Raw genomic sequence first — 25,482 nt, 5'->3', positions numbered from 1 at the left:
TTAGCTTACTACTAAGATAGCGTTTGAGGAGCTTTCTGAGCACACCCATGTCCACTATCTTTGGGATTATTTTTGTGGCACGGGTGAGTGCTCACTCTGGGTCAGAAAGAGGTAAGGGTGGCGCTTCTGCTGCTCGCGGCACGGCCGGTAGGGGATCAGCACTATAGACCGGTTTTACCGGTACTAGCTCTAGCTGGTGAGGACTAGCCGGCGACGGTTGCACTCCCTGGCGGCGACGGCTAGAAATGGCTTCTTCGGTAGTTTCTTCGGCCACAACCTCGTAGAGCATGGCCTGCTTGTTGCCGCTGCCCTTGCGTAAAATGCGCCCCAGCCGTTGCACATACTCGCGCGTGGAGCCGCTGCCGGAGAGCAAGATGGCCACCCGCGCCTCGGGCACATCGACTCCCTCGTTGAGTACGTGGCTAACCACCAGGGTGGGGTACTGGCCATTGCGAAAATCCTGGAGGATAGCGTGGCGCTCTTTGACTGGAGTTTGGTGGGTAATGGCGGGGATCAAGAAGGTCTCAGAGATGTGGTAGACAGTGGCATTGTCGTTGGTGAATATGATCGTGCGATCGGGGTGATGCTGGGCTAGCAGGTCGGCGAGCACTCGCAGCTTGCCTTCGGTACCCAAGGCGATCGCCCGCGCCTCCCGATGGGCCAGCATCGCTCGCCGCCCCCCTGGGGATTGGGCGCTAGCTCGAACGAATCGCTGCCACCCCTGAGCTGAGCTGAGCCAAATATTGGCCTCCTGCAAAAAGCGGTTGCGCTGGGCAATCAGCTGATCGTAGCGCGATCGCTCCTGGTTCGACAGCTTTACCCTAATCGGCACAATCTGAAACGGGGCCAAGGCATCCCCCGACAGGTCCGCCGCCGACTTGGCATAAACCACTGGCCCCAGTAGATGGGTCAAATCCTCATGGCGGCCATCGGCACGATCGGGGGTGGCGGTCAGCCCCAGCCGGTAGGGCGCGATGGAATATTCAGCGATCACCCGGTTGAAGTCGCTGGGTAAGTGATGACACTCGTCGCAGATCAGTAGGGCGTACTGGTTCCCCAGGCTTTCGGCGTGGATGGCGGCACTGTCGTAGGTGGCCACTAAAATCGGCGTGCGATCCTTTGATCCCCCGCCTAAAAGCCCTACTTCTACATCGGGGAAGGCCGCCTCTAGATGGGCATACCATTGGTGCATCAGGTCCAGCGTCGGCACGGTAATCAGTGTGGGCCGAGGCGTGGCCTGCATAGCCATTTGGGCCAGGAAGGTTTTGCCGCTAGCGGTGGGCAGCACCACCACACCGCGCCAGCGCTGATCGATCCAGGCCTGTAAGGCCTCTGTTTGATGGGGATAGGGTTCCAGGCTCAGTCGGGGATCAAGCTCTAGCGGCTTAAAGGTGTGGGCCTGATCGTTGAAGGGCACTTGCTCGGCTCGCAGGGTTTCGACCAGAGCGCGGTACTGCTGAGCGGGAATGCGAAATTTCTCAATGCGATCGTCCCAGTGGGCAAAGTCTACCCAGCTTCTGCCTCGCGGCGGTGGATGCAGGATTAGGGTGCCGCGATCGTAGGTGAGGGTGGGTGTGCGCCCCATGGTGGTTCATAGTTACTGGGGATATTGTAGCGGGCAGCTAAACGTGAGGATTCTAGAAAGCTACAATTCAGGCAGTTGACGGTTAGCGAGGGCCATCGTCATGACTTTTGCCTTACCTCAACGGTTGACTCTAAAGCAGTTATCGTTGAGATTCCATGTAGTGGGCGATCGCTTCTCCCTCGATTTCACCCTCTCATCTCCTCTGTAACTGCGGTAGGAGTGTATTGGAGGCAGTCCAGTCGATTGGCAGGCATGGTCAGGTAGAGCACGTCGCCGTCGGTCAAGGTCACGTTGAGCAGGCTGTAGCCGTGGAGCGTGCGATGGGCTGACTCAATATAGCTGCGCTGTCTGCGCTATGGTCTGGATGGATTGGTTGTAGAAGGGATGGTGAGGGGTGATCAGCGTTGCGATCGCCACCCATAGCAGATCCCCAGACATGCCGTTGCCGAGAATTCTGCCTCCGAGGGCCGCAGCAGCAAAAGTGGGCGCAGCCAAATCCATCGGGCTGAGTACCTGGTCAAACTTAAACACCTGCTGCACCTGCTGAGCAAACTCGGCATCGAAGATGCGCACGACGCTGGGCACCTGGGGGCTAATGCTGCGGGCCGTCAGGGCAATTTCTAAATTCACTGTGTCGTCGCTGGTCACGACTAGCAAGGCCTGGGCCGAGGCCAAGTTCACGGTTTCTAGAGTGGAGGTCAGGTTGGCATCGGCGATGATGACCGGAATTTTGAGCGCCTTAACCGAGAACAAAAAGCGGTTGTGGGCATCTTGCTCGATTACGGCTACCCGATAGCCGGCTTTGTGCAGGTGAATGGCTGTGCGATAGCCCACGCCCCCCAGACCGCAAATGATGTAGTGGTGCTGCCGGGGCATGCGGGCAACGCTCCACAGGCTTTGAAAGTGGGAGCCCAAAATAAAGTCGTTGAGCAGGGCGTAACAGATGCCGATCACCCCCGCCCCCACCAACATCATCGCAGCGGTGAAAACTTTGATGCTGGCTGAGGAGTTTTTTGCCACCTGTTCTTGGCCCCCGGCTCCGGTAATCATGCCTACCGAGAAGTACAGGGTGTAGACCCAGCTGGTGTTAAGGTCGTGCCAAAGATATGTGAACGTAGCTAAACCAATGGTAATCAGCAGGGCCAAAATCACCAGCAGCGTGGCGCGGGCGCGGCGGCGGCCGTGGTCGAGGGTGACCAGCAGTCGCTGCCAAAACTGAGGTATGTGGCGGGCCTTGAGGGTAGGCTGCTGGGGCTGGGTGGCCACCACGATGCGATCGCCCACTTGCAACACCTCCCCCGTCACTACCGCTGTCACCAGCTCGATCGGGTGGTGGGCCGAGTGGTAGTGAATCAAGAGCTGAGATCGATTGTCCCAGAGGGTTTTCAGCGGCTTGCCGTGCCAGGGGTGAGTGGCGTCGATCACCTCCTCGTACATTGGCCAGGTAAGGTCAAACAGGCGCAGCTGCCCGATCGCCCGGTTGCCCCGTGCCGCAAAGGCAAATAGCGGTGCCGCCAGCGCCGCCGAACTGAAACTGATGTGGTGGGGCAGGGTGTGGTCGAGCCGCTCCCCCAGGCTGATGTTGAACAGCCGGTTGATGATGTGAATGCTGGGGTTAAGAATACGCGCCTGGGTCAGAATTGCCAAATTCAGGGCGTCGTCGGAGGTGGCCAGCACCAGGGTGTGGGCTTGGTGAATGCCGGCTTGGGTGAGGGTGGTGGGCGATCGCAGCTCCCCCACCACAATCTCGCCCACCACCTCTGGCAGGGGATGGTAACTAATGCCCACCACCTGCGCCCCCTGCTGCCGCAGCAGCCTAAAAATCCGCAACCCCGTGCGCCCCAGACCGCAGACAATAATCTGGGACCGTGGCAGCGGTGGCAATTCCTGAGGCGTTAAGGATGTCACGACCATGGCCATCAACCACAGATACTACGATCTGTTGTCGAGGCTGAAGGCGGTAGCCGCTGTAGTCTGGGGCACGTTGTCTCAAAAGTTTGGACGAGAGCGAGTGAGTGAGGAAAATTTTGAATTTCGAGTTTTGAGCGTTGAATTTATGCCTTCAACTATTCACTCAAAACTCAAAACTGTGTACTTAAAACTTTCTACCCCATCACCCTCACCTTCCCCATCACTCCAGCCCGTCCCCAATCTTCTCACTCTTCCCCCGTACCGGCGGCAGTTTGTCTACCAGACCCATCTCAAAAGCCGTATCGGGCAGGTCGCCGGCGATATATTTGCCCGGTTCAAACACGCGACCGGGGGTGAAGCACATCTGCCGTAGCTCCACGATCTCGGTATTTAAGAACATGGTGCGAGATAAGCGTCGTTCGAGGCCCATGGTTGTCTCCTATTCGTCTAGCTGCCAGAGTTCGCGGTTGTAGTTCTCATCCAAAATGCGCTTCGGCCGCAGAATGAGAATCATTTTGCCTAAGACGGGGGTTTCTATCGGGCTCGGTGACCAAGATAGGGCGAGCTGATCGCCATCGGTGGTGAGAAAGTAGCCATCATCGTCCCAGGTGCGATCGCTGCGATCGACCACCACCAGCACCGTCTCATCGGCACCATCGCTAGGGTAGTTGGGCAACAGCCGGGACTGGGTGAGAATTCCCACCGGGTCTTCGGCTCGAAAGATCACCTGCCAGCCGGGTACCGCAATCCAGGCGCTGGCCCCGTTGGCGCTGACCATGCTGAAGGGCTCTTCCGCCACCACCACGGGCACGGCTTTGAGGTCATCCACCGTCAGCGGCATCTGCCCCACCACGGGGATCATGCGCGGTAGCTCGCTCTCGGTTTCGAGGCGGTAGACGGGCAGCCGGGGGGCGGGGCGATCTTTAACTACCGTGAAGTCGGTCAGCAGCTTCTCGATGTGCTGGCGGGCGGTGGGGCTTTGGGCAAAGCGCAGACCTTGGGCAATCAGGCGCGATCGGTCTTGCAGATCGTCTTTTTGACGGGCCAGCTTCCAGAAATGGTAGGCGATCGCATCTCCCGGCCCATCGGCAAAGCCCTCGGGTTTGTCTTTGCGGTAGGCATATTCTTTGATCGGCTTCACCAGATCGCGCACCTCCTCAGAGTCGATGCCGTGCTGGAAGATAAAATCGGCAGTGGCGGCGCGATCGCCCTGGGAGAGCACCCGCAGTTCGTAGAGCGCATCGCTGCCCCGTTCGGTAAAGTGGGCTACGGTCGCCTCCGCCACCCCCACCTTGAGAATGGACTGATAGACCTGCTCCGCCACCATGATCTGGTTTTGGTGGATGGGCTCAAAGCCGGTCTCTTCAAAAATTTGCTGGGGGGTGAATCGCGCCTTTTGCAGCTCTTGGCAGCCTTGGGCCCAGTTGACCCAGGTGCCCTCTTTGCGCCGTAGCCGCAGCAGAACATCCTGCACCGCATCGGCATCGGGGGGAGACGAAGAACCAGGATAAACCATTGCCATTGCCACGTGAACACTATAATCTCCCTGACTCTATCGCGGATGGTTGCCCTTCATCGCTACCATCGGATAAAACTCAGAGAAAATTTGGGGTTGACGACGGTACCCCCCTTAAGTCACTATTGTTGATGCGCTCAGCGAAGAAGTTGGCGCATGAGGGGCTATAGCTCAGTTGGTAGAGCACTTGCATGGCATGCAAGGGGTCAGCGGTTCGAATCCGCTTAGCTCCATATTTCCGATCCTCAGTCCATCCACAACGTTACCAACTTACAGAGTCGAGCTTTGCCCGTAGGTGACCCTAGAGGCCGTGTCTCAATTGAGGTCGCCAAGAGCCCTGCATTACATTTGGCGAAGCAGTTTCTAAGCCAAAGGGGCAATGATGGAACTGGCTCAGGATAATGATTTGCTAACAAGCCAGGCTTGAGAATTCCGATAGAGACGGGCTCTTTAGATTCTCACAGTACTAGCTTACTCAACCTATACCTGGTGTACCGGCCTAAAGATAGACAGGTTCAGCTTAAGAATTTCATAGTCTGAATACCAAGAAATCCGCCACATCCCAGGGAAAAGACAAATGCTGAATCGCTCTCATTGGACCATTGCAGGTGCAACAGTTGCAGTTCTAGGACTCTCAATCGGCACGTTTGTCCCTTTACTGATGCTGCAACCCACGTCAGCGATCGCATCTCCCGAGCAGACTAGCGGACAAGCCGGCTATTTACCAGATACTGAAGGGCATTGGGCACAGCCTTTTATTCAAAGTCTGACCGCTCAAAATTTGCTCAAAGGCTATCCAGATGGGACGTTTAGACCCGATCAGCCAGTGCGGCGTGACGAGTTTGCTGCCATCCTCAGCCAAAGCTTTAATCAAGTCCAAGAAGACCCGATCGCCGATGGCAGCGTTTATAACGATGTTCCAGACGATCATTGGGCTAAAGATGCCATTGAAGAAGCTCACGAATCCGGCTTTATGTCTGGCTACCCTGGTGGCTTGTTTGCACCTGATCGAGACATTTCAAGAACCGAAGCCCTAGTCTCCCTATCTCAAAACCTCAACCTGGAAGCTCCGCCCAACCTGAATGCTTCAGGTGCCGCGACTCCCGCAGTCAATAATTCAACCGCTTCAGAGCAATCTGCGACCGATCAAGCAGCTACCAATAATCAAGCCGCCAAATCAACAGCAGCAAACCAATCCTCCCGTGCCACCCAGCGACCCCGCAGAAACACCTTTCTCATGCCGATGGCGCTAACAACTTTGATGCAGCCCCTTGTGGCTCCCGCTAGAGCTAGAAACGTTCCCCCTGCGGCTAATCGCCCTGCTCAAACCCCAGATTCTGCCAACACTGCCGCTGCTCCTAATTCGTCGGCTCCGGCAAATACAGCTGAAACTCCAAATCGCACCGATCGTGCAGCAGGAGACAATCCTGAGTTTGAGGCTCTGCCTTCAGAGGTCGTGAGCAACTACTATACCGATGCCCAAAAAATTCCGGTCTATGCAGTAGATCCGATCGCCACTGCAACTCAGGCAGGCTTAGTGGTTAACTATCCCGACCGCCAACTACTCAACCCTGATCGGCCGGCTACCCGTGCTGAAATTGCAGCGTTTATTCATCAGGCTCTGGTTCACCAAGGCAGGTTGGCTCCACTAGCTGATAACCCAGCAGCCAATTACATCGTGAATCCATCTCAGTCTGGCCAGTAAGGTTGAGGATTCTAGGGGGCGATCGTGGGTAAAGTCAGTCTGGCAATAACCTCTAGGAGCTAAGCAAATCTGGCAAGTAGAGGTAGGGCGCTCGCTGCACTACACCAATGAAAGTTTGAATCGGCCGAGTAAGGCTCTGAGATGAGCGTTTAAATTGGCCGCAGTACGGGGCTGACCTACAGTGGCTTGGTCAATTTGACTAATGACGACATTCGCAACTCAGCGCTGCAACTCAATCAAAAGAAAAGAGATCGGTGGAACTTCCACCGATCTCTTTTTTGCTAGTTTACTGGTTCAGAGCAGGAGGTCCAGGAACCTAGAACGCGTAGCCTAAGCCGACAGAGCCATTGACTTGGGTGTTGTCATAGAACGATACGTTGACACCACCATTGGCTACGATGCGCTCGGTGATGCGGTAGTCAACCCCACCGGTAAGCATAGGGCCGACCTCTGTAGAGCCTTCGGTAGAGACCGACAGGCCAGCGCCAACGTAGGGTAGTATACGACCGTTGTCGGTGATGGCGTTGAAGTCGTAGGTCACGGGCAGCAGGAAGACGGTTTCGCCATCGTCGCCATTGAAGTCGAGGTCGCTAATGACGCCGGGGCGCACTGAGATGTTGTCGGCTACGGTAACCTTGCTGTTGATCGAGAGGCCAATGTCGTCACTGATGCCGACGCCTGCGCCGATGTAGTTGAGGTCAGTGCTGGCGTCTTGGGCGTTAGCAGCCATGGGAAGGGCAGCCATAGAAGCAGCGGTAAGACCCAAGGCGATCGCAGCGATAGAGCGGGTTTTCATGATCATTCTCCAAATGCAAACTGTGTGTTGTTGACTGTCTTTGTTAGAAGCCCACCCGAAACGGTTTGAGCAATGCCATTAGGTCGGGATGGGTCTGGCGGGGAAGCAGTTGTCTTCGCTTTCGCCATGACACTGTTGTAGCGCTACGGCCTGTGTATCCCTTAGCGAGGCCATGACACTTTGTGTAGTGGGTGACAGTGGCCCAACAGTCGAGGAGACAGCATAAATTAGCAAAACCCAGTATCCACAGACGTTTGCAGCTTTAGAACCAGCAAAAATGTGCGACCAAGCCTTTGACCTGCTTGTTCCAATTGAGAAGGTAGGGGAGGCAGACAGCTAAACTGGCACACTCAACTGGCATAGTCTTCCTGGGCAACTGGAGCGCCGATAACCCAGCTCGCCGCTCACACAGTTTTATATATAGATAGATCTATATAGTTCTAATCGGTTAATCACGGGTTTCGTTGCTTTGAAGTAAGGCCAAAATCGGCTGTTAAAAGGCAGACTATCTATAGGTGCTTGCCTTTAGATTGACTTAAAGATTGCAGGGTTTCGTCACGGGATGAAAAATCAGTGAAGTGGGCATACTCAAAAAACGCAGTGTTGTGTTTTTAACCACTAAAAATACGGATCAAAATCCTTGAAAACTAAAATTTCACAACTCGTTTCAGATACCCACGTAGGTATTTTCTAGGATATCAGCCACGAAGTAGATGTCTCCTGTCAGTTAGATCTCAAGCTTTGAGGGCACAGCAGACATATCTCTTCGTTATCTTTCTGTGGCAAACTCTACCACCACAACATAGTTAGATTCACCCATAGTGCTCTGACTATTTAGTCGTAGTTGTACACACCTATGCAGCTCCATCTGCCTTGTCCATGTACTGATATACAGCAACATTCAAGCTGTATGACCCCTTAAAGTTTCTAGCTCCCTCAAATTTGAGCTTATGCAGCGATTTTTTCCGTCCTGGGTCAACACCAGCCTAGGTATCCGTTTGGGAGTTGCCTTTAGCGGCATCACGCTTTTGTTGTCGGCTGTTTTAGGCGGTGTGGCCGGTAGACAGGCAGAGGATCAGATCGAGCGCGACATGGGCTACAGGCTGGAGCTGATGGCGGGCCAGCTTACAGAAGAATTAGACCGGAGTCTGTTTGAACGCTACCGTGAGATTCAAATTATTGCCGAGTTCAAGCTGGTAGGAACGTTTTCCCAGGCTATGGTTGAGCGGCAATCCTTACTTGAACGTCTCCAGAGCACCTACCCTGACTACACCTGGATTGGCTTTGCCGACACCCAAGGTGTCGTTCAAGTCAGCACCCAGGATTTGCTGGAGGGGGTGAGCGTAGCTGAGCGAGACTGGTTTATTGCAGCCAAAAATGAACCCTTCGTGGGAGATGTGCACGATGCCAAGTTGCTGAGTAAGCTTTTGCCGCCCAAGGCCGATGGAGCCCCTCTGCGTCTGCTAGATGTGGCCGCTCCTGTGTATAGCGATCGCGGAGAACTGCAAGGTGTTTTGGGCGCTCACATCACCTGGGAATGGGTAGAAGAGGTAGCAACCTCGCTGATGCAGGATCCTGCTGCCAGCAATCAAGCTGTTTTTATTGTTGATGCTGCAGGCAAGGTTATTCTTGGCCCTGAGGCTTGGCAGGGGCAGCAGCTGAACTTAAACAGCTTGCGTCTGGCTCAGACCGAGTCAAAGGGTTTTACTGTGGAGCGCTGGCCCGATGGTGAACACTACTTGGTAGGGTTTTTTAGCAGCCAAGGGCATAGCAGCTACCCCGGCTTGGGCTGGACGATTTTAGTGCACGAGCCGGTGTCTACAGCTTTTAGCCCAGCCCGCGCCCTGTTTTGGAAAATCTTGCTGGGCGGGCTGAGCCTCGGCAGTGGGTTTGTGGTTGTGGGTTGGCTCGCGGCCTACCGCATCACCAAGCCCCTGCTGCAAATTGCCGCCGCCGCCGACCAAATTCGTGACGGCAACCGCGATGTGCTGCTGCCTCGGATCAAGGGCCGCAATGAGGTCTCTCGGCTAACGGAGGCATTTACCCAGCTGATTGCTAACTTGTTCGCCCAGGAAACGGCGTTGCGCACGAGCAACTCGCAGCTCAGGCAGCAGCTTCAGGCCAAAAGGCTGATGGGGCGATCGCTGAAGCGGGGCCACGAGCAGCTGCGGCAGATTGTCGATGGCATCGAAGATTCGTTGCTGCTGCGAGAGGTTAGCACTGGCAAGCTGATTTACTCTAATAATCGGTTTGCGGATCTCTACCAAGATGTCGTGGCCGACAACTCTTCCCCTGGGGCCTGGCTCCAGTATGTTCATCCTGACGATCGCCCTTGGGTTTCTGAGAAATTTGCAGACGAGCTGCAGGGCAAAGACTTCTTCAATGATGAATATCGGTTCATTGGCGCTGACGGCCACACCCGCTGGATTTGGAATCGCTCGTTCCCGATTCGAGATGAGCAGGGCGAAGTTTACCGCTACGTGGTCATTGAGCGCGATATTACAGAGATTAAGCAAGCTACCGACGCCTTGCAACAGCTAATGGCTGGCACGGCAGCTGTCACTGGGGAGGCGTTTTTTCAACAGCTGGTGAGGCATTTAGCCTCGGCCCTAGATGCCGACTGCGTCTATGTAGCAGAACGCCAAACCGACGGGATGCACACCCTAGCCTTTTGGTGTGAGGGAGAGTTACAGCCCAATATCACGATCGCGGCTACGGAGATGCCCTGTGCCCTGGTGCTAAATCAAGGGTTTCATCGCTGCGTTGACCAGGTTGCCGAGTCGTTCTCCACCAACCCCTTTCTGCAGCGTTTGAAGCTAAAGGGCTACGTAGGGGTAACGATGACTAGCGCCGGGGGCGATGTCCTGGGTCTGCTCTGCGTGATGAGTAAACGGCCCCTGCGCGATCGCATTGACTACGCCACCATTCTGCAAATTTTTGCCAACCGGGCTGCTGCTGAGCTAGAGCGTCAGCAGGCTGAAGCGGCCTTACAACAGAGTGAGGCCCGCTTTCGACTGCTGGCTGAGAATGTTAAAGACTTGGTCTGTCTACACGATCTGTCGGGTAAGTTTCTCTACCTGAGCCCCTCTTGCACCGCGCTGCTGGGTTTTGAGCCCGAAGAATTGGTGGGCAGCGATCCCTACCGCCAGTGCCATCCAGAAGACCGCCCCCTGATGCAGCCTCAGTTTCAGCAGGCACTTCACGATCCCTCTGCGGGCCCAATCACCTATCGGGTGCGATGCAAAAACAGGCGCTACATCTGGCTTGAAACTCTGATCAAGGTGATTTGCTCAGACGAGGGAGTGCCCACCTATCTGCAAACCAGCTCGCGAGATGTAACCGATCAAGTGCGCATGCTTGAGCAGATGGAGCACGACGCCACCCATGACAGCCTAACCGGGTTGCCCAATCGCAGTCTGCTGCTTGAGCGGTTAAACCTGGCGATCAAGCGGATTCATCAACACGATGACGCCCAGTTTGCGGTGCTGCTAATTGATCTCGATCGCTTCAAGGTGATTAACGATAGTCTGGGACACCAGGTGGGCGATCGCCTGCTACAGCTGATTGCCAAACGACTTCAGGCTGCCATTGGCGGTGTTGATCTGGCGGCCCGCCTGGGCGGCGACGAATTTGTGCTGCTGATCGAAGACATCGACAACTTGGCGGCGGCGGTGCGCACCGCCGAGCGGGTATTAGGCAGTTTTCAAACGGCTATACCTCTGGCTAGCCAAGATGTCGTCATCGGAGCCAGCATTGGCATTGTGCTGGGCGATCGCAGCTATAGCGAAGGCATCAATATTTTGCGCGATGCCGAAATTGCCATGTACTCAGCCAAGCAAACGGGCCAGCTAGGCTATACGATTTTCAACCAAACCATGCACCAGAAGGCGTTGCAGCGCCTAGAGCTGGAAAATGCCCTGCGTCTGGCTATTGCTCAGCAGGAGTTGACCCTGCGCTACCAGCCCATTGTCGATTTGGCCACTGGCAGTCTAGTTGGCTTTGAGGCTCTAGTCCGCTGGCAACATCCGGTCCAGGGCATGATCTCCCCCGTCGATTTCATTCCCATTGCTGAAGATACGGGGCTCATAGTGCCCCTTGGCACCTGGGTGTTAAAAACCGCCTGTCAGCAGTTGGCCACCTGGCAGGCGCAGTTTCCTGCGTCAGCAGCGCTCAAAATGAGCGTCAACCTCTCAGTGGTTCAACTCAAAGAGTCCAACCTGGTGGCTCTAGTGGAACAGGTTTTAGCTGAAACCGGGTTGCCGGGGCATTGCCTCGCCCTCGAAATTACCGAGAGCATGTTTATGGAAGATATCGAAGTCATCAACCAGCGGCTACAGCAGCTCAACCAGCGGGATATCCAGATCAGCATTGACGACTTTGGTACCGGGTTCTCTTCCCTCAGCTATTTGCACCGGCTCTCGGTCAACAACCTCAAAATCGATCGGTCGTTTGTCAACAACCTGTCTGAGAGTCATCGCAACCTCAGCATGGCGAGAACGATTATTAATCTGTCTCAGCAGCTCGGCCTAACTACCATTGCCGAAGGCATTGAAACCCCAGAACAGCTCCAGCAGCTCAAATCGCTGGGCTGCCAGCTGGGCCAGGGATACTTGTTTAATGCCCCGGTTACGTCGGCAGTAGCGGAAACCCTCGTGGCTGAGCTAACTGAGGTTCAGGCGGCCCAAGCCCAGGGGTAGAAGGGTTTAGGGTGTAGGGTTCAGGGCAGACCTTAAACCTTGAACCCCACCACCTATCACCTTTGCTTAGCAGCCTACTGAGGCTCGCTCTGGCTTTTAATGGCCGCATTGATTTGGTTAAAGATTTTCTCAAACAGCTCAGGGGGCGCGCCGCCCGGAATCAGCAGGTCATTCATGATGAAGGAGGGCGTACCCTGGAGCTGAAGCTGCTGGGCTAGGGCCAGATCTTGCTGAATGGCGGCTTCGGCCTCGGCACTGGCGCGATCGCGGTTGAACTGCTCCAGATCGAGCTGCATGGCCTCGGCCAGTTCAACATAGAGGTCTTCGCCGAGGCGATTTTGGTTGACAAACAGACCGTCGTGGTAAAGCCAAAACTGCCCCTGCTGCCCCGCTGCCCAGGCCGCCTTTGCCGACGGCATTGCCTCAGGGTGAATTTGGGTGAGGGGAAAATGTTTATAGACGTAGAGAATATCGGCTTCGTGCTTCCCCACAAACTCATTCATATTGCCCGCCGCCACAGCACAGTAGGGGCACTCAAAGTCGGAGAACTTAAACAGCACAATCGGCGCGTTGGGGTTGCCCTTGGTGGGCGAGGAGCCGATTAAACTGGCGCGACCGGTCGAGGTGATTACCTCAGTGACAATTTCCTGGTGAGCCTCGGGGTTAGGGGGCGGGCTGGCCTGATTGCGTCGGGGTAAGAAAATCAGCATTGGAATCGCTACTCCCACCAGCAGAGCGACAACAATGCCCCACAGCAGCAGTTTGGATTCGCGCAGCCGCGCCAAGACCTTATCCATGGGCTTCCTTTTCGGTGCTAGGGCTATCCCCATCATGCCGTTCTGGGGGTAGCCTAGCCAGCTTTTTCTCAGCAAACGTTGCTCATCGGTAGGACATTGGCCCAGTGGGTGGAGCGCCTTGATCGATGCGTCGCCAGACGATGTTTTGCAGGCGGCGCTTCGCCCGAGAAGCCCGCTGGCGCAGCGCGACTTCACTGGCCAGCGGCTGTCCCTCAGCGACTAGCCACTGGCAAATTTGATCCCAAGACCAGCCGCGCACGGTGCGTAGATAGAGCAGGCAGGTGGCGGTGGGGTCTTCTTGGTAGAGCAGGTGCAAGGCCTGATAGAGCAGGTCTAGCTCTTCGAGCAGCATCTGCTGCTGCATCAGGTTGAGGCGATAGTCAGGCAAGATCGCCTCCATCACCTGGGGGTCGGTGGCGCTGGTGCGATGCTGGCGCTTGCGTTCGTAGACTACGTGAACGGCCGTAGCCTTGAGCCAAGCATAGGGGTTGCGGATCACTTCTCCGGTCTGGAGCTTCTTTTTGCCCCGCAGATAGGCCTCATGGAGAATCTCGTGGGCCTCAAACTGGGCGTCTAGATGGTACTGCTTGAGAGTTCTTTGAATGACACTGAGCAGGGTGTGAGCATGGGTGTTGTCTTTGCTGAGAATCTCACTCAGCGCTTGATCGAACACATCTTGGGCTGGAGCATCGGCGGGTGGGCGGAACTCATTAAAACCACTGGTGTCGTCAGGTTGGCTCATATTCCCTAGGGCCTTAGGTGCAGCATCACTCACTTTCTAAGTGATGTAGATGGCTCCACTGTGACATTTCAAATTGCGGAAACTAGCGCTCAAAAACTTCTAGAGAATTCTGGCAAAAAAGTCTGGCTTGGCCTGTCACAAACGTCAGCCTGAAGTCACTAATACACTAGTGCGGCAATCTCCAAACCCTGTCGGCTTCGGCTTCAACCGGGTTAGTTTGGAGCTTTGCCTGGGTTTTGACTGCTTGGCAGCTGGCTGATGTAAGCCTGTAATGCCGCTGCGATCGCAGCGGCATCACAGCAGCGGGCGGTTAGCCAATCTCGGTTGTCTATTTTGCTTTCCCTCCGGAGGCACGCGAGGAGTCATGAACACGGAACACGCGACGGCACCCCTAGGCGATCCTTCTATGGCAGGGGCTTCCGGCTCCACCGTAGTCGATCTACTCACTGCCCGAGACCATGCCCCAATTGACGCGCTTGGGCGGGGGCTAGAGCAGCACCGCCAGACGCTGGCTGACTACTGCACCCTGGCCCTTCAGCCCCGGCTGTCTGCCGCTGACGAGGCTCGCTTGAGCGCTATCTTAGACCAGGCCGTCGATGATCCTCTGCTCAGCTTTTGGCTCGACGAGGCCGATGGCTGGGTGGGCGAACAGCTCAACCTCATGCCCGCCGACGTGCTGCGACAGCAGCAGCATCGGCTCCAGCGCATTTTGGGGCAAAACTGGGTCGATACATTATGGAATGATTTACAGCACAGGACCAAAGCCCTTCAGGCCTACCTCAAGCGGGTGGGGGTCTACAGCGGTGCGATCGACGGCATCATGGGGCCTACCACCCAGCGCGCCATAGAATCCTTCAAGACGGCATACCCCGACGGGCTTCCCCTGGGATATCTATAGGACCGAGATGCTGGGGGCAATCGCGGGCCATGCCGAAGCGGGCATGGTTAGGGCAGCTTGAGGTCGTTCTGAAACCAGAGCAACCTTTCTAGGGTTAACCTTCGCTTACAAGCCCAGAACCATGGAAAGGGCCGTGCTTTAATGAACTAAGCCGTTAGGTTGCGGCGCGATGGCCTTAGGGGGCCGGTCCTTGACCATCGCCGTCTGCCTCATCAGGGACATCGCTTCTGTGTTCCCCCTCAACTACCAGCGGAGATGACCTTCCAAACCCCTTCGGGCGCAACTGCTCTCTCCCGTCGCCTCAGCATCCAGGCCGTCCTCGACCAGGTAGTATCCCGAGAGGCTCACCGCAACGAACTCCAGCTGTCCTACGTGCGCATGGGGGTGCTGCTGATCTCCCTGCTGCTCGACGTGGCCGTGTTTTTGTTTCCTCAGGTGCTGTTGGGCAAAGACCACGTACCGCCTACGGTGCTGATCATTAGCCTTTGCGCCAACCTGTTTGCCCTGGGGCTGGTGGTCATTTTGCGCCAGGGCTTGTCGATGGAGGCCCTGCGCCGCTGGCAGGTGATCATTCCCATCTTCGACAATCTGCTGCTGTGGGCTTTCATTACCAATATTTGGCGGGTGCTAGGGGCTACCCAACCGCTGATTTTGACCAACGTGGTGGCCTTTTGCAGCCTGGTGGCGGTGTCGGGAGGGCTGCGTCTGAGTCGCCGCGCTGCACTGCTCACCTCCTTGCTGGCTCTGGTTAACTTTGGCTATGCGGCGGTGCTGTTTAAGCTCAACCTGGCCCTTGCCCTGTTTGCGGGCATTACGGTATTCGGCACTGGCTATTTAGGCATGCGCATGGCGGTCATTGTGCGCCGCCACGTCAAAAACGAGTCGGGCCGCCTGCTGATGGCGCAGTTTTTGCCCAAAACCATTGTCGAAGCCGCCTTTGAGGCGCCCTTGGAGCTGCTTCAACAATCCCAAAAGCGCGATGTTACGGTGGTGGTGACCGATCTGCGCGAGTTTACCCACTTTGCTGAAGCCCTAGAACCCCAGACGGCTTTCGATTTTCTCAATCGCTATCAGGGGTTATTGGCCACTATTGTGGAGCACCACGGGGGCTGGGTAGATAAGTTTATGGGCGACGGCATGCTGGCGGTTTTTGGTGCTCCCGACCCGTTGGAGAACCACGCCCGCAGCGCCCTCACCGCCGCCTCCGCCATGGTGCGGGAGGTAACGCAAATTTCGCCCCTAGCCATGGGTGTCGGAGTGCACTCTGGCCCCGTAGTCGCGGGCTGCTTAGGCCCCAGTGGTCGCCTTGAGTTTACGGTGATTGGTGATACGGTCAACGTGGCCGCCCGGCTCGAAGCTTTAACGAAAACTTTGGGGCATGGGGTGTTGGTGAGCGCTGCCACTCAACAGCGGGCTGGCGCCTGGCCTTTGCAGTCTGTGGGGGTACACCCCATTCGCGGTCGGGCCCAAGAGCTGGAGCTGTTTACCCTCGCTTAGGAGCCTTGCTTGAACAGCCGCTCCAACAGAAAAGCGTATACCCTCAGATAGAGGTTGCTGGCATAATACTGTGGCAACTTGAAGAGCAGAGTATTAGGTATTGTTACTGTCCTGGTGACGCTTTGCAGAACGCCGCAGCAACCTCCGCAGCAACCTTATAATAAGTGCCCCGCCAACAGTGTTGAACCCGTAATGCCTCCGGATTTCCCCGATGATTCCTTCGCTATCCTGGCTGTAGACGATTCTCCAGACAACTTGTTCCTGATCGAGTCGATTCTGGATGATCCTGACTACCGCATGACCTGTGTGGAGAGCGGTCAGGCGGCTTTGGATGTGGTACGGCAGGTGCCTCCCCCCGACCTAATTTTGCTCGATGTCATGATGCCTGGCCTAGATGGCTATGCGGTGACTCAAAAGATTCGCGACGATACGTCCCTACCCTATATTCCAATTTTGCTGATCACGGCCCACGATCAGTCGAGCCTGGTGCAGGGACTTGATGCTGGGGCAGATGATTTCATCCGCAAGCCGGTGGATGTCAATGAGCTGCGAGCTAGGGTGCGATCGCTGCTTCGCCTCAAGCGCAGCATGGATGCCCAGGCCAACATGATTCGCCAGCGGGATGACTTTGTGGCCCGCCTTACCCACGACCTGCGCACGCCTTTGGTGGCCGCCAACCGCATGCTTAAGCTGTGCCAGGGCGACGCCTTTGGCCCCATGCCCGACGACGGTAAAGAGGCGATCGCTACCATTATCGACAGCAACCGCCACCTGCTCAGTATGGTCAACACGCTGCTGGAGGTGTATCGCCATGAGGCTGGGCACAAGGCGCTGACCCTGTCGCCCGTCAATCTCTTCACCCTGGCTGAAACCGTAGTGACTGAGTTGGCCCCGATAGCCGCCGAGAAATCGCTCACGGCTATGCTGTGTCGGGCTGACCGGGTAGATACTCCTCACGCCGTCTCCGCAGCTGCCGTCAATGGTGCTGCTACTGCAGATGGGTTTACTCGCGGGAACGGCCTGTTGAACGACGATGCTTTTATCGTCGAGGGCGACCACCTAGAGCTGCGCCGGGTAATCACCAACCTGATCGGCAATGCTATTAAATTTACTGACGCTGGCCAAGTCAGCGTTACGGTAGGCAGTGAGCCGTACCTGCCGCCTGAGGTTGAGGCGACTGGCTACCCTCGCGATCGCCCCTGGGTTTGGCTGTCTGTGACCGATACCGGCATCGGCATTCCCGCCGCCGAGCAGTCTGCGGTCTTTGAATGGTTTCGTCAGGGCAACCATGCTCGGGCAGGCCATGGTTTGGGCCTGCACCTATCCCAGCGGATTGCAAAGCTTCACAACGGGACCATTTCTCTCAAGTCTGAAGCTGGCCAGGGCAGCTGCTTCACACTTTATTTGCCCCAGCTCGGAAGCGCAGGGTAAGGGGAGCCATCGGCCTACTAGGGGATGGCCTCACCTATGGGTTTAGCTAGGATGGAAGTACCCTTCCACCTATTGACAGCGACACTATGCGCATCGGGCTACCCAAGGAAATCAAAGACCAGGAATTTCGCGTGGGGTTGACCCCGGCGGCGGTGCAAAGCCTCGCTCAGCAGGGGCACTCGGTGGTGGTACAAACCGGGGCTGGGACCGGGTCGGGCTTTGAGGATAGTGACTATCACGCGGCTGGGGCGACGCTGGTGGCTGATGCGGCTACCGCCTGGAGCCAGGATATGGTGGTGAAGGTTAAAGAGCCCCAGCCCTCGGAGTACGACTTTTTTCGCCGCGACCTGATTTTATTTACCTACCTGCATCTGGCCGCCGAGCGATCGCTCACCGCAGCGCTGATGGCCAGCGGCATTGAGGCGATCGCCTACGAAACCGTTACCGCCGCCGATGGTAGGCTGCCCTTGCTCACCCCCATGAGTGTGATTGCCGGACGGCTCTCAGTCCAGTTTGGGGCCCGCTATCTAGAGCGCCAGCAGGGTGGGCGGGGGGTGCTGCTGGGCGGCATGCCCGGCGTGGCCCCTGGCACCGTGGTAATTTTGGGCGGCGGCGTAGTTGGTACCGAGGCCGCCAAGATGGCTGTGGGGCTAGGAGCTAGGGTGCAGATTATCGACCTCAACGTCGATCGCCTCGCCTATCTCGAAACTCTGTTTGGTTCTCGCGTTGAGCTGCTCTACAGCGGCCCCGCCCAAATTGCCGCCTCCGTGCCCCAGGCCGATCTGCTGATCGGCGCGGTGCTGGTGCCCGGACGCAAGGCCCCTACTTTGGTCTCGAAGGCGCTGGTGGGCACCATGCGTCCCGGCTCAGTCATTATTGATGTTGCTGTGGACCAAGGAGGCTGCATTGAAACCCTGCGCCCCACCTCCCATAGCCAGCCCACCTACGTCGAGCAGGGGGTGGTGCACTTTGGCGTCCCCAACATGCCCGGTGCTGTGCCCTGGACGGCCACCCAGGCGTTAAACAACGCTACTCTGCCCTACGTGCTCAAGTTGGCCAGCAAGGGTTTAGATGCGCTGGCCACCGACAGCGGTTTGGCTGCAGGGCTAAATGTGTCGGCGGGGCAGATCGTCCATCCTGCTGTGCGAGAGGTGTTTCCCGATTTGGCAGGGCAGACCGGCGGAACGTTGGTCGGGGTGTAGGACGTGAGTTAATTCACCACTGAGCTGCCGTGGGCACGAGGATCGTCATTGACGGCGCTCTGCCGAGACAGAAAGTCACCCTCTACCTCTGAAGCTCGGCCAAAGGTTTGCCGGTGGGGCAGGGGAGCCTGGGCGATCAGCGCATCTAGGTTGTCGCTGAGAATTTGCCGGGGCTGTTCGCCAACGGCGGTGGCAATGGGATGGGCGTCAGCTCCCATATAGACAAAGTGGGGAATGCCCTCAACGCGGTAGGCCAGCATTTCGGGCAGCCACTTGTTGTTGTCGATGTTGAGCATGACAAAATTGACGCGATCGCCGTACCCGTCCCGCAGCTCGGCCATGTCGCCCGCCATGGCCTGGCAGCTGGTGCACCAGTTGGCATAAAACTCTAGCAGCGTGGGCTTGCCGTTGGTTTGGGCTACCTCGTAGGGCACGGCGCTGTTAGCTAGTTCGCTCAGCGAGGGCGTGGTCGACTGGGTGCGAATCCCTAAGACCATGGCGATCGCCAGCCCAATGGCTGCGACCGCGACCACTAGATTGCGGGCGCGGCTTGAAGGAAGTTCCGTGGGGCTGGGAGAATTGTCTGGCATAGGACGATGGCAATCTCAGCATTCGATGAAGGTGGGACACGCTGGCTCTCCGGTTAGGATAGAAGCAGCCCGCTAGTATTTAGTGTAAAAGAATCGGGGTGTAGAGGCGGCCATGAAAAAACGGGTCAAGCTAATTTTCCCCAAGCGGTCGGTGCACATGCCGATTACTTACCGACTGGCCAAAGACTTCAACATTGCTGCCAACATTATTCGTGCCCAGGTGGCCCCTAACCAGGTGGGCACCCTGGTGGTTGAACTGTCGGGCGACATCGACCAACTCAACGACGCCATCGACTGGTTAGAGGTGCAGGGCATTGAGGTGTCGAGCGCCAGCGGCGAAATTGTCGTGGACGAAGACCTCTGCGTCCACTGTGGTCTGTGTACCGGAGTTTGCCCCACCCGCGCCCTTACCCTCGACCCAGAGACTTACCGGCTAACCTTTGCGCGATCGCGCTGCATTGTCTGCGAGCAGTGCGTGCCCACCTGCCCGGTGCAGGCCATTTCTACCAATCTTTAGCCGTTCCCCGCGAGGCGATCGCCATGAGACCCAGCCGCTCCCTGTCTAACGTGCTCCAGAGCCACTGGCTCTCATGGACGCTTTTGATCATGGCCTACGCTACCTACGGTGGTTTTTTGCACCACGGCGAGACATCTCCTGGGGGCTGGGCTGTGAGTGCTCTGCTGGCGATTTGGGGGGCCTGGGCGATTACCCTGGGCTGGCCCAAAATGCGGCAGCTCCTGCTGCTGGGCTTTCAGTCTGATCTGGGCTATTTCATCATGGCGCTCACCACCGCCTCGCTGGCCGTGGCTGCGGTCAGCCAATTTCAGCGGTTTGCCTACTTTGTCATGCTCATTGCCGTGTCGCTGCTGGCCCGAGTCGACAATTTAATCGCTGGATACAAAGACATGGTGGCCTTTGTTTGGCTGTCAGTCCTGGCGCTCCTGGGGCTAGCCCTGAGCTGGCTACCCGTCCTGCTGCGATCGGCCACAATCCATGGTGCGCACCTCTAAGCTCTCAACCATATAAATGTGTCGGCTCACCCCAACCTCAGCCCTCCAGAATCGTAATAGTGTCCACCGCGTCGGTGCCCCATCGCTGTGTAGGATGGTTAACAGCTCCTTGCCAACTGTATAAAACTGCGCCTGCTAGCTAGATGACTTTCGATCAACCAAGCACGCAAGCAAGGCTGGGGAGCCATCGTTCTTTTGACGCTAGTTAGGGGGTTAGGGTATGACAGTGGCCACCACACAATCGATTCCGGCTTTTTGCGAAGGCATTCAGCACTTTGGGGAGCTGCCTCCCGAGTTTGCGGCCTATGGTCAGTCTGCGGCGATCGCCCCCGAGCAAACCGCTGTGTCTTCTCCCAGCGATCCGGTGGCCGTCTACCAGACTCTGCTGGCTGCCGATGCGCTGCGCTACCTCACCCTGCAAGTCACCGCCAGCAAAGAGTCGGGCCACCCCGGCGGATTTGCCAGCATTGCTGAGGCGATCGCATCTCTGGTCATGCTGGGCCACAAAAACATCATTACCGAGGTCGGCCACCACGCCCCCGGCTTCTACAGCAATGTGTTTTTAGATCGATCCCTAGAAGACATGGGAATTGAGACCGTGCAGCAGCTGTGCGATCGCTTCCGTGAAACTCACGGTCTGCTCGGCCACCTGTCTGGCCAAATCCCCGGCCTGCTCAACCCCGCTGGCCCGTTGGGTCAAGGCCAGCACTTTGCCATGGTTGGAGCCAAGCTGCACCCGGGCGTACTGTTCCCCGTCACCATCGGCGATGGCGGGCTGGGCGAACCCTACATCATGAGCAGTTTTGGCCACTTCAACACCGCCTACCCCACCGTCACCAACTTCCTGCCTATCCTGGTATGGAATGGCTATAGCCAAGAGCACCACAGCATGGTCTCTACCAAGTCTAACCGGGCCATGATCGACTACTGGCGCGGCAACGGCTTCCAGGAAGTAGTGCTGGTCGATGCCAAAGATTTCGACGATGCTAACCAGCCTGGCGATTACGTAGACAGCACCGCCTTCTCCTTCCCTCAGCGGTTTGCCTTTACCCAAGCCGTGCTCGAAGCTACCGACAAAGCGGCCAAGCTCGCCCTGGGCGGCACTCTCACCGTGCTAATCGTCAAGCAGCTCAAGGGGGCAGGCGTCCACAAGCGCGGTGCCCAGTCCCACAACCTCTACCCCGGCGACTCCCTCCAGCGCGATTACATTGTCAGCGCTCTCACCACCCGCGCCCTGCATCCCGACGCTTGGGCTCTGGTGCGCACTAACTATGAGCGCTCCATGGGCGGCCCTGGTGCTAAAACAGCGGTGACAGAATCGGTGCTGCCCCTGGCCGACCTGGGTACTCTGCCCCTGAACGAATTCTCCGTTGGGGGCGACAAGCAGGTGGCCACCACGGCCATGGGTGCCCTGGTTGGCTATGTGGGCCAGCAAGATGCGCAGTTTGTGGTCACCAACGCCGATGGCAATGCCGCCTCTGGCATCAACAACATCAACCAGGCGCTCAAAATCATTCACCCTACCACCGACGCCACCTATTTCCAGCAGCCCCAGGGTCAGGTGTACGAACCCCTCAGCGAAGATGCCTGCGCTGGACTCGCTGCTGCCCAGGCCCTGTTTGGCGCTCGCACCCTCTGGTGCTCCTACGAATCCTTTGCCATCAACGGCCTGCCGATCTGGCAGACTGTCACCCAGGCGATGGCTGAGCTGCGCCGCCCTACCCCGTCTACGATCGCCCTATTTACCGCTGGGGCTCTAGAACAGGGCCGCAACGGCTGGACCCACCAGCGCCCCGAGGTTGAGAATTACTTCGCGGGCATGCTGCGCAACGGCAACGTGTACGCGCTCTTTCCCACCGACGCCAACAGCATTCAGGTGTGCTACGACTGGGCTCTGGCTACCCGCAACAAAGGCATCACAATCACGGCTAGCAAGTCGCCGCTGCCCGTTCGCACCACCTTTGAGCAGACTCGCCGCGCTCTGGCCGAGGGAGCGGTAACCTTGGCCAGCATCGCGGGCGATAAAACCGTTGTGTTTGCCGTAATTGGCGATATGACCCTGATACCTGTCTTTGAGGCCGCCGAACAGTTAGCCGTTAAGGGCATCGGCAGCCGCATTGTGTCAGTGGTCAACCCCCGCCAGCTCTATCGCCCTACCGATGTGGCTTGGGATATGTGCTCTGAACCCGACAGCAATTTCTTAGACGACGCTGGGTTCGAGCGGCTCTTTGGTGGCGATGTGCTGATCGGGGTGACGGGGGGCTCGAGCGCCATGCTCGAACCCATCATGCTGCGCAGTATCGCCCTCCGCGACACCTTCTGCTGGAGACGGGGCGAAACCACCGCCAGCGCTGGCCAGATTATGGCGCTTAACGGGCTCACTGCCGACGATTTTGTCGCCAGGGCCACGGCGCTGCTGGGCTAAGGTTCGCCACTGTCTCTGTGGCCACAGCAACCCAAAGACAAAAATAGCCGATGGCTGAGGAAAGTCGAAGCCATCGGCTATTTGAGAAAATCTGTCCTCGGTGTCCTCAGGCCAGCATCCTAACTCTGGGTGAGCAGATCTGCTGCACAAAGTAGAACCGGCGTAGCTCTGCTAATGCCTGCTCTTGACGGGTACATCTAAGACAGTTAGAGGCTTACTCAGCAGCAGGCGCAGCGGCAGGCGCTGCCTCTTCTTGAGCCCGAATGTAGTTGAGCACTTCCGTGGAGGGGAAGAGCCGCACCTGTTGAAGTTGAGCGTCAAGTTCAGGGTCGCTGTTGCTGGTCATGGTAGCGAGCAACCACTCGAGCGAAAGCACTTGTACCACGATATCGTTAGCGGCTGCGGCGTCAGACTCACTGTAGCGATCGAGCAGTGTTTGCAGATCGTTGCGCGAGAAAAACATCGGCAGCGATGCCTGACCATCCTGATTGATGGTTAGGTAAGGACCGTCTGCACCCTGACGGGCTATAAACAACGGCACCCCTTGAAAATTCGACTGAAGCGCGATCGCTGTATCCAACTCATCGCCAATGGGAAGATACAGCAGCGGCACCTTCTCTTCATCGCCAAGGACTGTCTCTTGGTACAAAGTACCGAGATCCACCAGAGCCACCTCAGCGCTAGGATCTTCTTCTTGGGCGCGGGTCAAAAATTCTTCAGCAGCCTCGCCATCAATAAAGACTACGGGCACCTTGACCTCTTGGTCGTCGACCTCGGCCGCAGCAGTGAGAGGCTGACCGTCAGAGTTCAAAATTACAAAAACCGGCACCTGCTCAAGTTTGTCGACAATAGCCTCTTCACCTAAAGCGGAGGCGGGTAGAGGCATCGCCAAACTACCTCCCAGCAAGCTGCCGCTCACCAGGGTCATCAGGGGAAGAGGCCGTAGAAGGGAGGAAAAGAGGTGTTTCATAGGGGTGTTTCTTCGTAGCGTAACGGCAAAGAAGCGGGCGAATAATCGTCAATATCCTGACTATAAATACTACAAACCAACAGTATGTTCTACGGCTCCCTGTGACAGTCTTACTATCTGCCTAAGGCAAGCCACTATACTCAAAATCGGGATGACAGGATTTGAACCTGCGACATCCTGCTCCCAAAGCAGGCGCGCTACCAAGCTGCGCTACATCCCGTAGACCAACATGCCCACCAGTATAGCCTGCTTTTCTGCTGGTACAGCTGGTTCATGCTTGAATGAACGCCATCCTTTATCGATATAGGTCTTCTATGGCTAGCCCAGCCTATCCTCTTGAGCAACTGCCTGGTTTGAGCGCCACCCATGCCCAGGGGATGGCGCAGCTGGGCTTAACCAGCACCGACCAACTCCGTCGCTATGGCGCCACAGTAGACCATCGCCAAACCCTGGCCAAGAAGATGCAGGTGCCCCTACGCTACGTTACTAAATGGGTTATTTTGGCAGAACTGGCTCGGGTGCCAGCTGTGGGTTGTGAGTTTAATGGGCTGCTGCTGCACGCTGGCATTATTTCGGTGGCGCAGCTGGCTGAAGCCACGGCCCAAGGGCTTTACACCCGATTGCGTCGGCTGCATGTGGCCACTCTGCAGCGCAACGACCTGTGCCCCACCCCTGACCAGGTCAGCCTCTGGATTCAACAGGCTAAGGCCCTGGCGCGTTCAGCCTAAGCCCGGAAGACGGACGGCACTTTCGGTACTGGTTAAAACTTTTGATGTGGTCTGGGCGTTACCCACCGGCCGGTCAGCGCTGTGCTGATAACCCTGCGCCCTATGCTGCGCCTAATCTGGGTACCAAAACATGCCCTTAATGCCTTCTGGATCGGGCATAAAACCTAGGCCCTTATAAAACTCAACCACTTGCGGGTCAGCAAATAACGTTACGTTGCTGATGTCTTCGCTGCGCAGTTTCTTGATCAGCTGACGCATGAGCTCTTTGCCCAAACCACGCCCCTGAAAGTCGGGATGCACAACTACATCCCAGATTGTGGCGTTAAAGGCATGGTCAGAGGTAGCGCGAGAAAAGCCGACTAGGCGGCGGCGGGCGCCGCGCTGCTCCCACATGGTGACAACTAAATAGCTGTGCTGAATGGCTTTTTTAACTTTGCGAATGGGCCGGCGAGCCCAGCCCACGGCGTTGCACAACTCTTCGAGTTCATAGAGGTCAAGGTCGCGATCGGTGCTAAATACAATGGTTGACCCTTCACCCTGCTCAGGCAGAGCTTCTAAGACGCTACCTGCCGACTTGGTTTCTCCGGACGCAGCGCCATCAGATCCGACAAAAAGACTTTTCCAAAAACCCATGCAGGCCCTGTCTGATAATGAAGTGGCACAACGTTCAGCAGTATAAGTTAAGCACCTCAATAGCGCGGCACATTGGCTACGGCTAAGGGTTAGACTTAAAAGCCTGACGACCGTTTCTCATAGTATATCCCCATAAAATCCCTATGCTTCTGGCAACACTGGAGATTTATGTGGGCTACTGGAGAGGCTCTGTCTTGAGGAGCGTGTGGGCGATCGCAGCCCGAGCCTTCGAGGCCCACTGTGGTTCCTTTGGGTGTCTGATGCCTCTGCCTCAGTACTTAGGAGGTTCCCCCGACGACAACGGTGGCCAAAAGCGTTAGGACGGGGATAGATTCTTGCTTTTGCTAG

The 25,482-nt window shown here is 56.8% G+C and carries 20 protein-coding genes, 2 tRNA genes and 1 pseudogene; 12 read left to right on the top strand and 11 right to left on the bottom strand.

All coding sequences use genetic code 11. The features are described from left to right. Positions 1 to 91: 91 nt before the first annotated feature. From H6F59_RS02250 to H6F59_RS02235, 4 genes and pseudogenes are all read right to left on the bottom strand, one after another. Positions 92 to 1,585 carry a DEAD/DEAH box helicase gene (locus H6F59_RS02250; protein WP_190694783.1) on the bottom strand — a complete coding sequence of 498 codons (1,494 nt, stop codon included), beginning with the start codon at positions 1,583 to 1,585 and terminating at the stop codon, positions 92 to 94. Positions 1,586 to 1,770: 185 nt separating this feature from the next. Beyond that, a pseudogene (locus tag H6F59_RS02245) lies at positions 1,771 to 3,499 on the bottom strand (potassium channel family protein). A gap of 217 nt (positions 3,500 to 3,716) precedes the next feature. Then, positions 3,717 to 3,926: a hypothetical protein gene (locus H6F59_RS02240; RefSeq protein ID WP_190694781.1), complete on the bottom strand. Its 210-nt coding sequence runs from the start codon at positions 3,924 to 3,926 to the stop codon at positions 3,717 to 3,719. Between the two features lie 9 nt (positions 3,927 to 3,935). Next, positions 3,936 to 5,012, bottom strand: coding sequence for a RuBisCO accumulation factor 1 (locus tag H6F59_RS02235; RefSeq protein ID WP_190694912.1), 1,077 nt, complete (start codon positions 5,010 to 5,012; stop codon positions 3,936 to 3,938). 160 nt (positions 5,013 to 5,172) lie between these two features. Here H6F59_RS02235 and H6F59_RS02230 point away from each other — a divergent pair. Beyond that, a tRNA-Ala gene (locus H6F59_RS02230) sits at positions 5,173 to 5,245 on the top strand. A gap of 428 nt (positions 5,246 to 5,673) precedes the next feature. After that, on the top strand, positions 5,674 to 6,717 hold the full coding sequence (locus H6F59_RS02225; protein WP_190694779.1) for an S-layer homology domain-containing protein: 1,044 nt from the start codon (positions 5,674 to 5,676) through the stop codon (positions 6,715 to 6,717). Between the two features lie 316 nt (positions 6,718 to 7,033). On the opposite strand, the gene H6F59_RS02220 is transcribed toward H6F59_RS02225, so the two are convergent. Continuing rightward, on the bottom strand, positions 7,034 to 7,513 hold the full coding sequence (locus tag H6F59_RS02220) for a hypothetical protein (RefSeq protein WP_242021217.1): 480 nt from the start codon (positions 7,511 to 7,513) through the stop codon (positions 7,034 to 7,036). Positions 7,514 to 8,463: 950 nt separating this feature from the next. On the opposite strand from H6F59_RS02220, the gene H6F59_RS02215 reads away from it, so the two are divergent. Beyond that, a complete protein-coding gene (locus tag H6F59_RS02215; RefSeq protein WP_190694777.1) occupies positions 8,464 to 12,210 on the top strand; it encodes an EAL domain-containing protein in 3,747 nt (1,248 codons plus the stop codon). A 74-nt stretch (positions 12,211 to 12,284) separates the two neighbouring features. On the opposite strand, the gene H6F59_RS02210 is transcribed toward H6F59_RS02215, so the two are convergent. Further along, positions 12,285 to 13,007 carry a thioredoxin domain-containing protein gene (locus H6F59_RS02210; RefSeq protein ID WP_242021216.1) on the bottom strand — a complete coding sequence of 241 codons (723 nt, stop codon included), beginning with the start codon at positions 13,005 to 13,007 and terminating at the stop codon, positions 12,285 to 12,287. 82 nt (positions 13,008 to 13,089) lie between these two features. Further along, on the bottom strand, positions 13,090 to 13,749 hold the full coding sequence (locus H6F59_RS02205; RefSeq protein WP_190515408.1) for an RNA polymerase sigma factor: 660 nt from the start codon (positions 13,747 to 13,749) through the stop codon (positions 13,090 to 13,092). Positions 13,750 to 14,113: 364 nt separating this feature from the next. On the opposite strand from H6F59_RS02205, the gene H6F59_RS25920 reads away from it, so the two are divergent. From H6F59_RS25920 to ald, 4 genes are all read left to right on the top strand, one after another. Beyond that, positions 14,114 to 14,647 carry a peptidoglycan-binding protein gene (locus tag H6F59_RS25920; RefSeq protein WP_199325516.1) on the top strand — a complete coding sequence of 178 codons (534 nt, stop codon included), beginning with the start codon at positions 14,114 to 14,116 and terminating at the stop codon, positions 14,645 to 14,647. A gap of 255 nt (positions 14,648 to 14,902) precedes the next feature. Beyond that, positions 14,903 to 16,144 (top strand): adenylate/guanylate cyclase domain-containing protein, encoded by a 1,242-nt coding sequence (locus H6F59_RS02195; RefSeq protein ID WP_190694776.1) that lies wholly within the window; start codon positions 14,903 to 14,905, stop codon positions 16,142 to 16,144. A gap of 192 nt (positions 16,145 to 16,336) precedes the next feature. Continuing rightward, a complete protein-coding gene (locus H6F59_RS02190) occupies positions 16,337 to 17,575 on the top strand; it encodes a hybrid sensor histidine kinase/response regulator (RefSeq protein WP_190694775.1) in 1,239 nt (412 codons plus the stop codon). A gap of 86 nt (positions 17,576 to 17,661) precedes the next feature. Then, complete coding sequence (gene ald, locus H6F59_RS02185) at positions 17,662 to 18,777, top strand: alanine dehydrogenase (RefSeq protein WP_190694774.1); 1,116 nt, start codon at positions 17,662 to 17,664, stop codon at positions 18,775 to 18,777. Positions 18,778 to 18,785: 8 nt separating this feature from the next. Here ald and H6F59_RS02180 read toward each other — a convergent pair whose 3' ends face one another. Then, complete coding sequence (locus tag H6F59_RS02180; protein WP_190694772.1) at positions 18,786 to 19,367, bottom strand: thioredoxin family protein; 582 nt, start codon at positions 19,365 to 19,367, stop codon at positions 18,786 to 18,788. A gap of 112 nt (positions 19,368 to 19,479) precedes the next feature. On the opposite strand from H6F59_RS02180, the gene H6F59_RS02175 reads away from it, so the two are divergent. The 3 genes from H6F59_RS02175 (at position 19,480) to H6F59_RS02165 (ending at position 22,803) form a co-directional block, all read left to right on the top strand. Then, the gene (locus H6F59_RS02175) at positions 19,480 to 19,884 is read left to right on the top strand and encodes an NIL domain-containing protein (RefSeq protein ID WP_073607218.1); all 405 of its coding nucleotides are present in this window, start codon (positions 19,480 to 19,482) and stop codon (positions 19,882 to 19,884) included. After that, complete coding sequence (locus H6F59_RS02170; protein ID WP_190694770.1) at positions 19,839 to 20,378, top strand: hypothetical protein; 540 nt, start codon at positions 19,839 to 19,841, stop codon at positions 20,376 to 20,378. Before H6F59_RS02175 ends, H6F59_RS02170 begins: the two co-directional genes overlap by 46 nt. Before the next feature lie 220 nt (positions 20,379 to 20,598). Continuing rightward, positions 20,599 to 22,803: a phosphoketolase gene (locus H6F59_RS02165; RefSeq protein ID WP_190694768.1), complete on the top strand. Its 2,205-nt coding sequence runs from the start codon at positions 20,599 to 20,601 to the stop codon at positions 22,801 to 22,803. A gap of 214 nt (positions 22,804 to 23,017) precedes the next feature. On the opposite strand, the gene H6F59_RS02160 is transcribed toward H6F59_RS02165, so the two are convergent. Together H6F59_RS02160 and H6F59_RS02155 are read right to left on the bottom strand one after the other, a co-directional pair. Then, positions 23,018 to 23,773, bottom strand: a complete 756-nt coding sequence (locus tag H6F59_RS02160; protein WP_190694766.1) for a Tic22 family protein — start codon at positions 23,771 to 23,773, stop codon at positions 23,018 to 23,020. Between the two features lie 146 nt (positions 23,774 to 23,919). Next, positions 23,920 to 23,993 (bottom strand) — tRNA-Pro (locus H6F59_RS02155). Between the two features lie 94 nt (positions 23,994 to 24,087). Here H6F59_RS02155 and H6F59_RS02150 point away from each other — a divergent pair. Next, entirely contained in the window at positions 24,088 to 24,501 is a 414-nt protein-coding gene (locus H6F59_RS02150) for a DUF4332 domain-containing protein (protein WP_190694764.1), read from the top strand. 111 nt (positions 24,502 to 24,612) lie between these two features. Here H6F59_RS02150 and H6F59_RS02145 read toward each other — a convergent pair whose 3' ends face one another. Continuing rightward, positions 24,613 to 25,134, bottom strand: a complete 522-nt coding sequence (locus tag H6F59_RS02145; protein ID WP_190515386.1) for a GNAT family N-acetyltransferase — start codon at positions 25,132 to 25,134, stop codon at positions 24,613 to 24,615. 143 nt (positions 25,135 to 25,277) lie between these two features. Here H6F59_RS02145 and H6F59_RS02140 point away from each other — a divergent pair, with 143 nt between their 5' ends. Next, positions 25,278 to 25,454 (top strand): hypothetical protein, encoded by a 177-nt coding sequence (locus H6F59_RS02140; RefSeq protein WP_190694762.1) that lies wholly within the window; start codon positions 25,278 to 25,280, stop codon positions 25,452 to 25,454. Positions 25,455 to 25,482: the final 28 nt, after the last annotated feature.

The sequence above is a fragment of the Nodosilinea sp. FACHB-141 genome (genome assembly GCF_014696135.1).
Classification (GTDB): Bacteria; Cyanobacteriota; Cyanobacteriia; order Phormidesmidales; family Phormidesmidaceae; genus Nodosilinea.
Note: the sequence above shows the minus strand (reverse complement) of the source record. Positions and strands in the feature narration are given on the sequence as shown.

Excerpts from the sequence above, each read along its gene's own strand:
- H6F59_RS02250 (WP_190694783.1), bottom strand. The coding sequence starts at position 1,585 with ATGGGGCGCACACCCACCCTCACCTACGATCGCGGCACCCTAATCCTG.
- H6F59_RS02240 (WP_190694781.1), bottom strand. The coding sequence starts at position 3,926 with ATGGGCCTCGAACGACGCTTATCTCGCACCATGTTCTTAAATACCGAG.
- H6F59_RS02235 (WP_190694912.1), bottom strand. The coding sequence starts at position 5,012 with ATGGTTTATCCTGGTTCTTCGTCTCCCCCCGATGCCGATGCGGTGCAG.
- H6F59_RS02225 (WP_190694779.1), top strand. The coding sequence starts at position 5,674 with ATGCTGCAACCCACGTCAGCGATCGCATCTCCCGAGCAGACTAGCGGA.
- H6F59_RS02220 (WP_242021217.1), bottom strand. The coding sequence starts at position 7,513 with ATGAAAACCCGCTCTATCGCTGCGATCGCCTTGGGTCTTACCGCTGCT.
- H6F59_RS02215 (WP_190694777.1), top strand. The coding sequence starts at position 8,464 with ATGCAGCGATTTTTTCCGTCCTGGGTCAACACCAGCCTAGGTATCCGT.
- H6F59_RS02210 (WP_242021216.1), bottom strand. The coding sequence starts at position 13,007 with ATGGATAAGGTCTTGGCGCGGCTGCGCGAATCCAAACTGCTGCTGTGG.
- H6F59_RS02205 (WP_190515408.1), bottom strand. The coding sequence starts at position 13,749 with ATGAGCCAACCTGACGACACCAGTGGTTTTAATGAGTTCCGCCCACCC.
- H6F59_RS25920 (WP_199325516.1), top strand. The coding sequence starts at position 14,114 with ATGAACACGGAACACGCGACGGCACCCCTAGGCGATCCTTCTATGGCA.
- H6F59_RS02195 (WP_190694776.1), top strand. The coding sequence starts at position 14,903 with ATGACCTTCCAAACCCCTTCGGGCGCAACTGCTCTCTCCCGTCGCCTC.
- H6F59_RS02190 (WP_190694775.1), top strand. The coding sequence starts at position 16,337 with ATGCCTCCGGATTTCCCCGATGATTCCTTCGCTATCCTGGCTGTAGAC.
- ald (WP_190694774.1), top strand. The coding sequence starts at position 17,662 with ATGCGCATCGGGCTACCCAAGGAAATCAAAGACCAGGAATTTCGCGTG.
- H6F59_RS02180 (WP_190694772.1), bottom strand. The coding sequence starts at position 19,367 with ATGCCAGACAATTCTCCCAGCCCCACGGAACTTCCTTCAAGCCGCGCC.
- H6F59_RS02175 (WP_073607218.1), top strand. The coding sequence starts at position 19,480 with ATGAAAAAACGGGTCAAGCTAATTTTCCCCAAGCGGTCGGTGCACATG.
- H6F59_RS02165 (WP_190694768.1), top strand. The coding sequence starts at position 20,599 with ATGACAGTGGCCACCACACAATCGATTCCGGCTTTTTGCGAAGGCATT.
- H6F59_RS02160 (WP_190694766.1), bottom strand. The coding sequence starts at position 23,773 with ATGAAACACCTCTTTTCCTCCCTTCTACGGCCTCTTCCCCTGATGACC.
- H6F59_RS02150 (WP_190694764.1), top strand. The coding sequence starts at position 24,088 with ATGGCTAGCCCAGCCTATCCTCTTGAGCAACTGCCTGGTTTGAGCGCC.
- H6F59_RS02145 (WP_190515386.1), bottom strand. The coding sequence starts at position 25,134 with ATGGGTTTTTGGAAAAGTCTTTTTGTCGGATCTGATGGCGCTGCGTCC.
- H6F59_RS02140 (WP_190694762.1), top strand. The coding sequence starts at position 25,278 with ATGCTTCTGGCAACACTGGAGATTTATGTGGGCTACTGGAGAGGCTCT.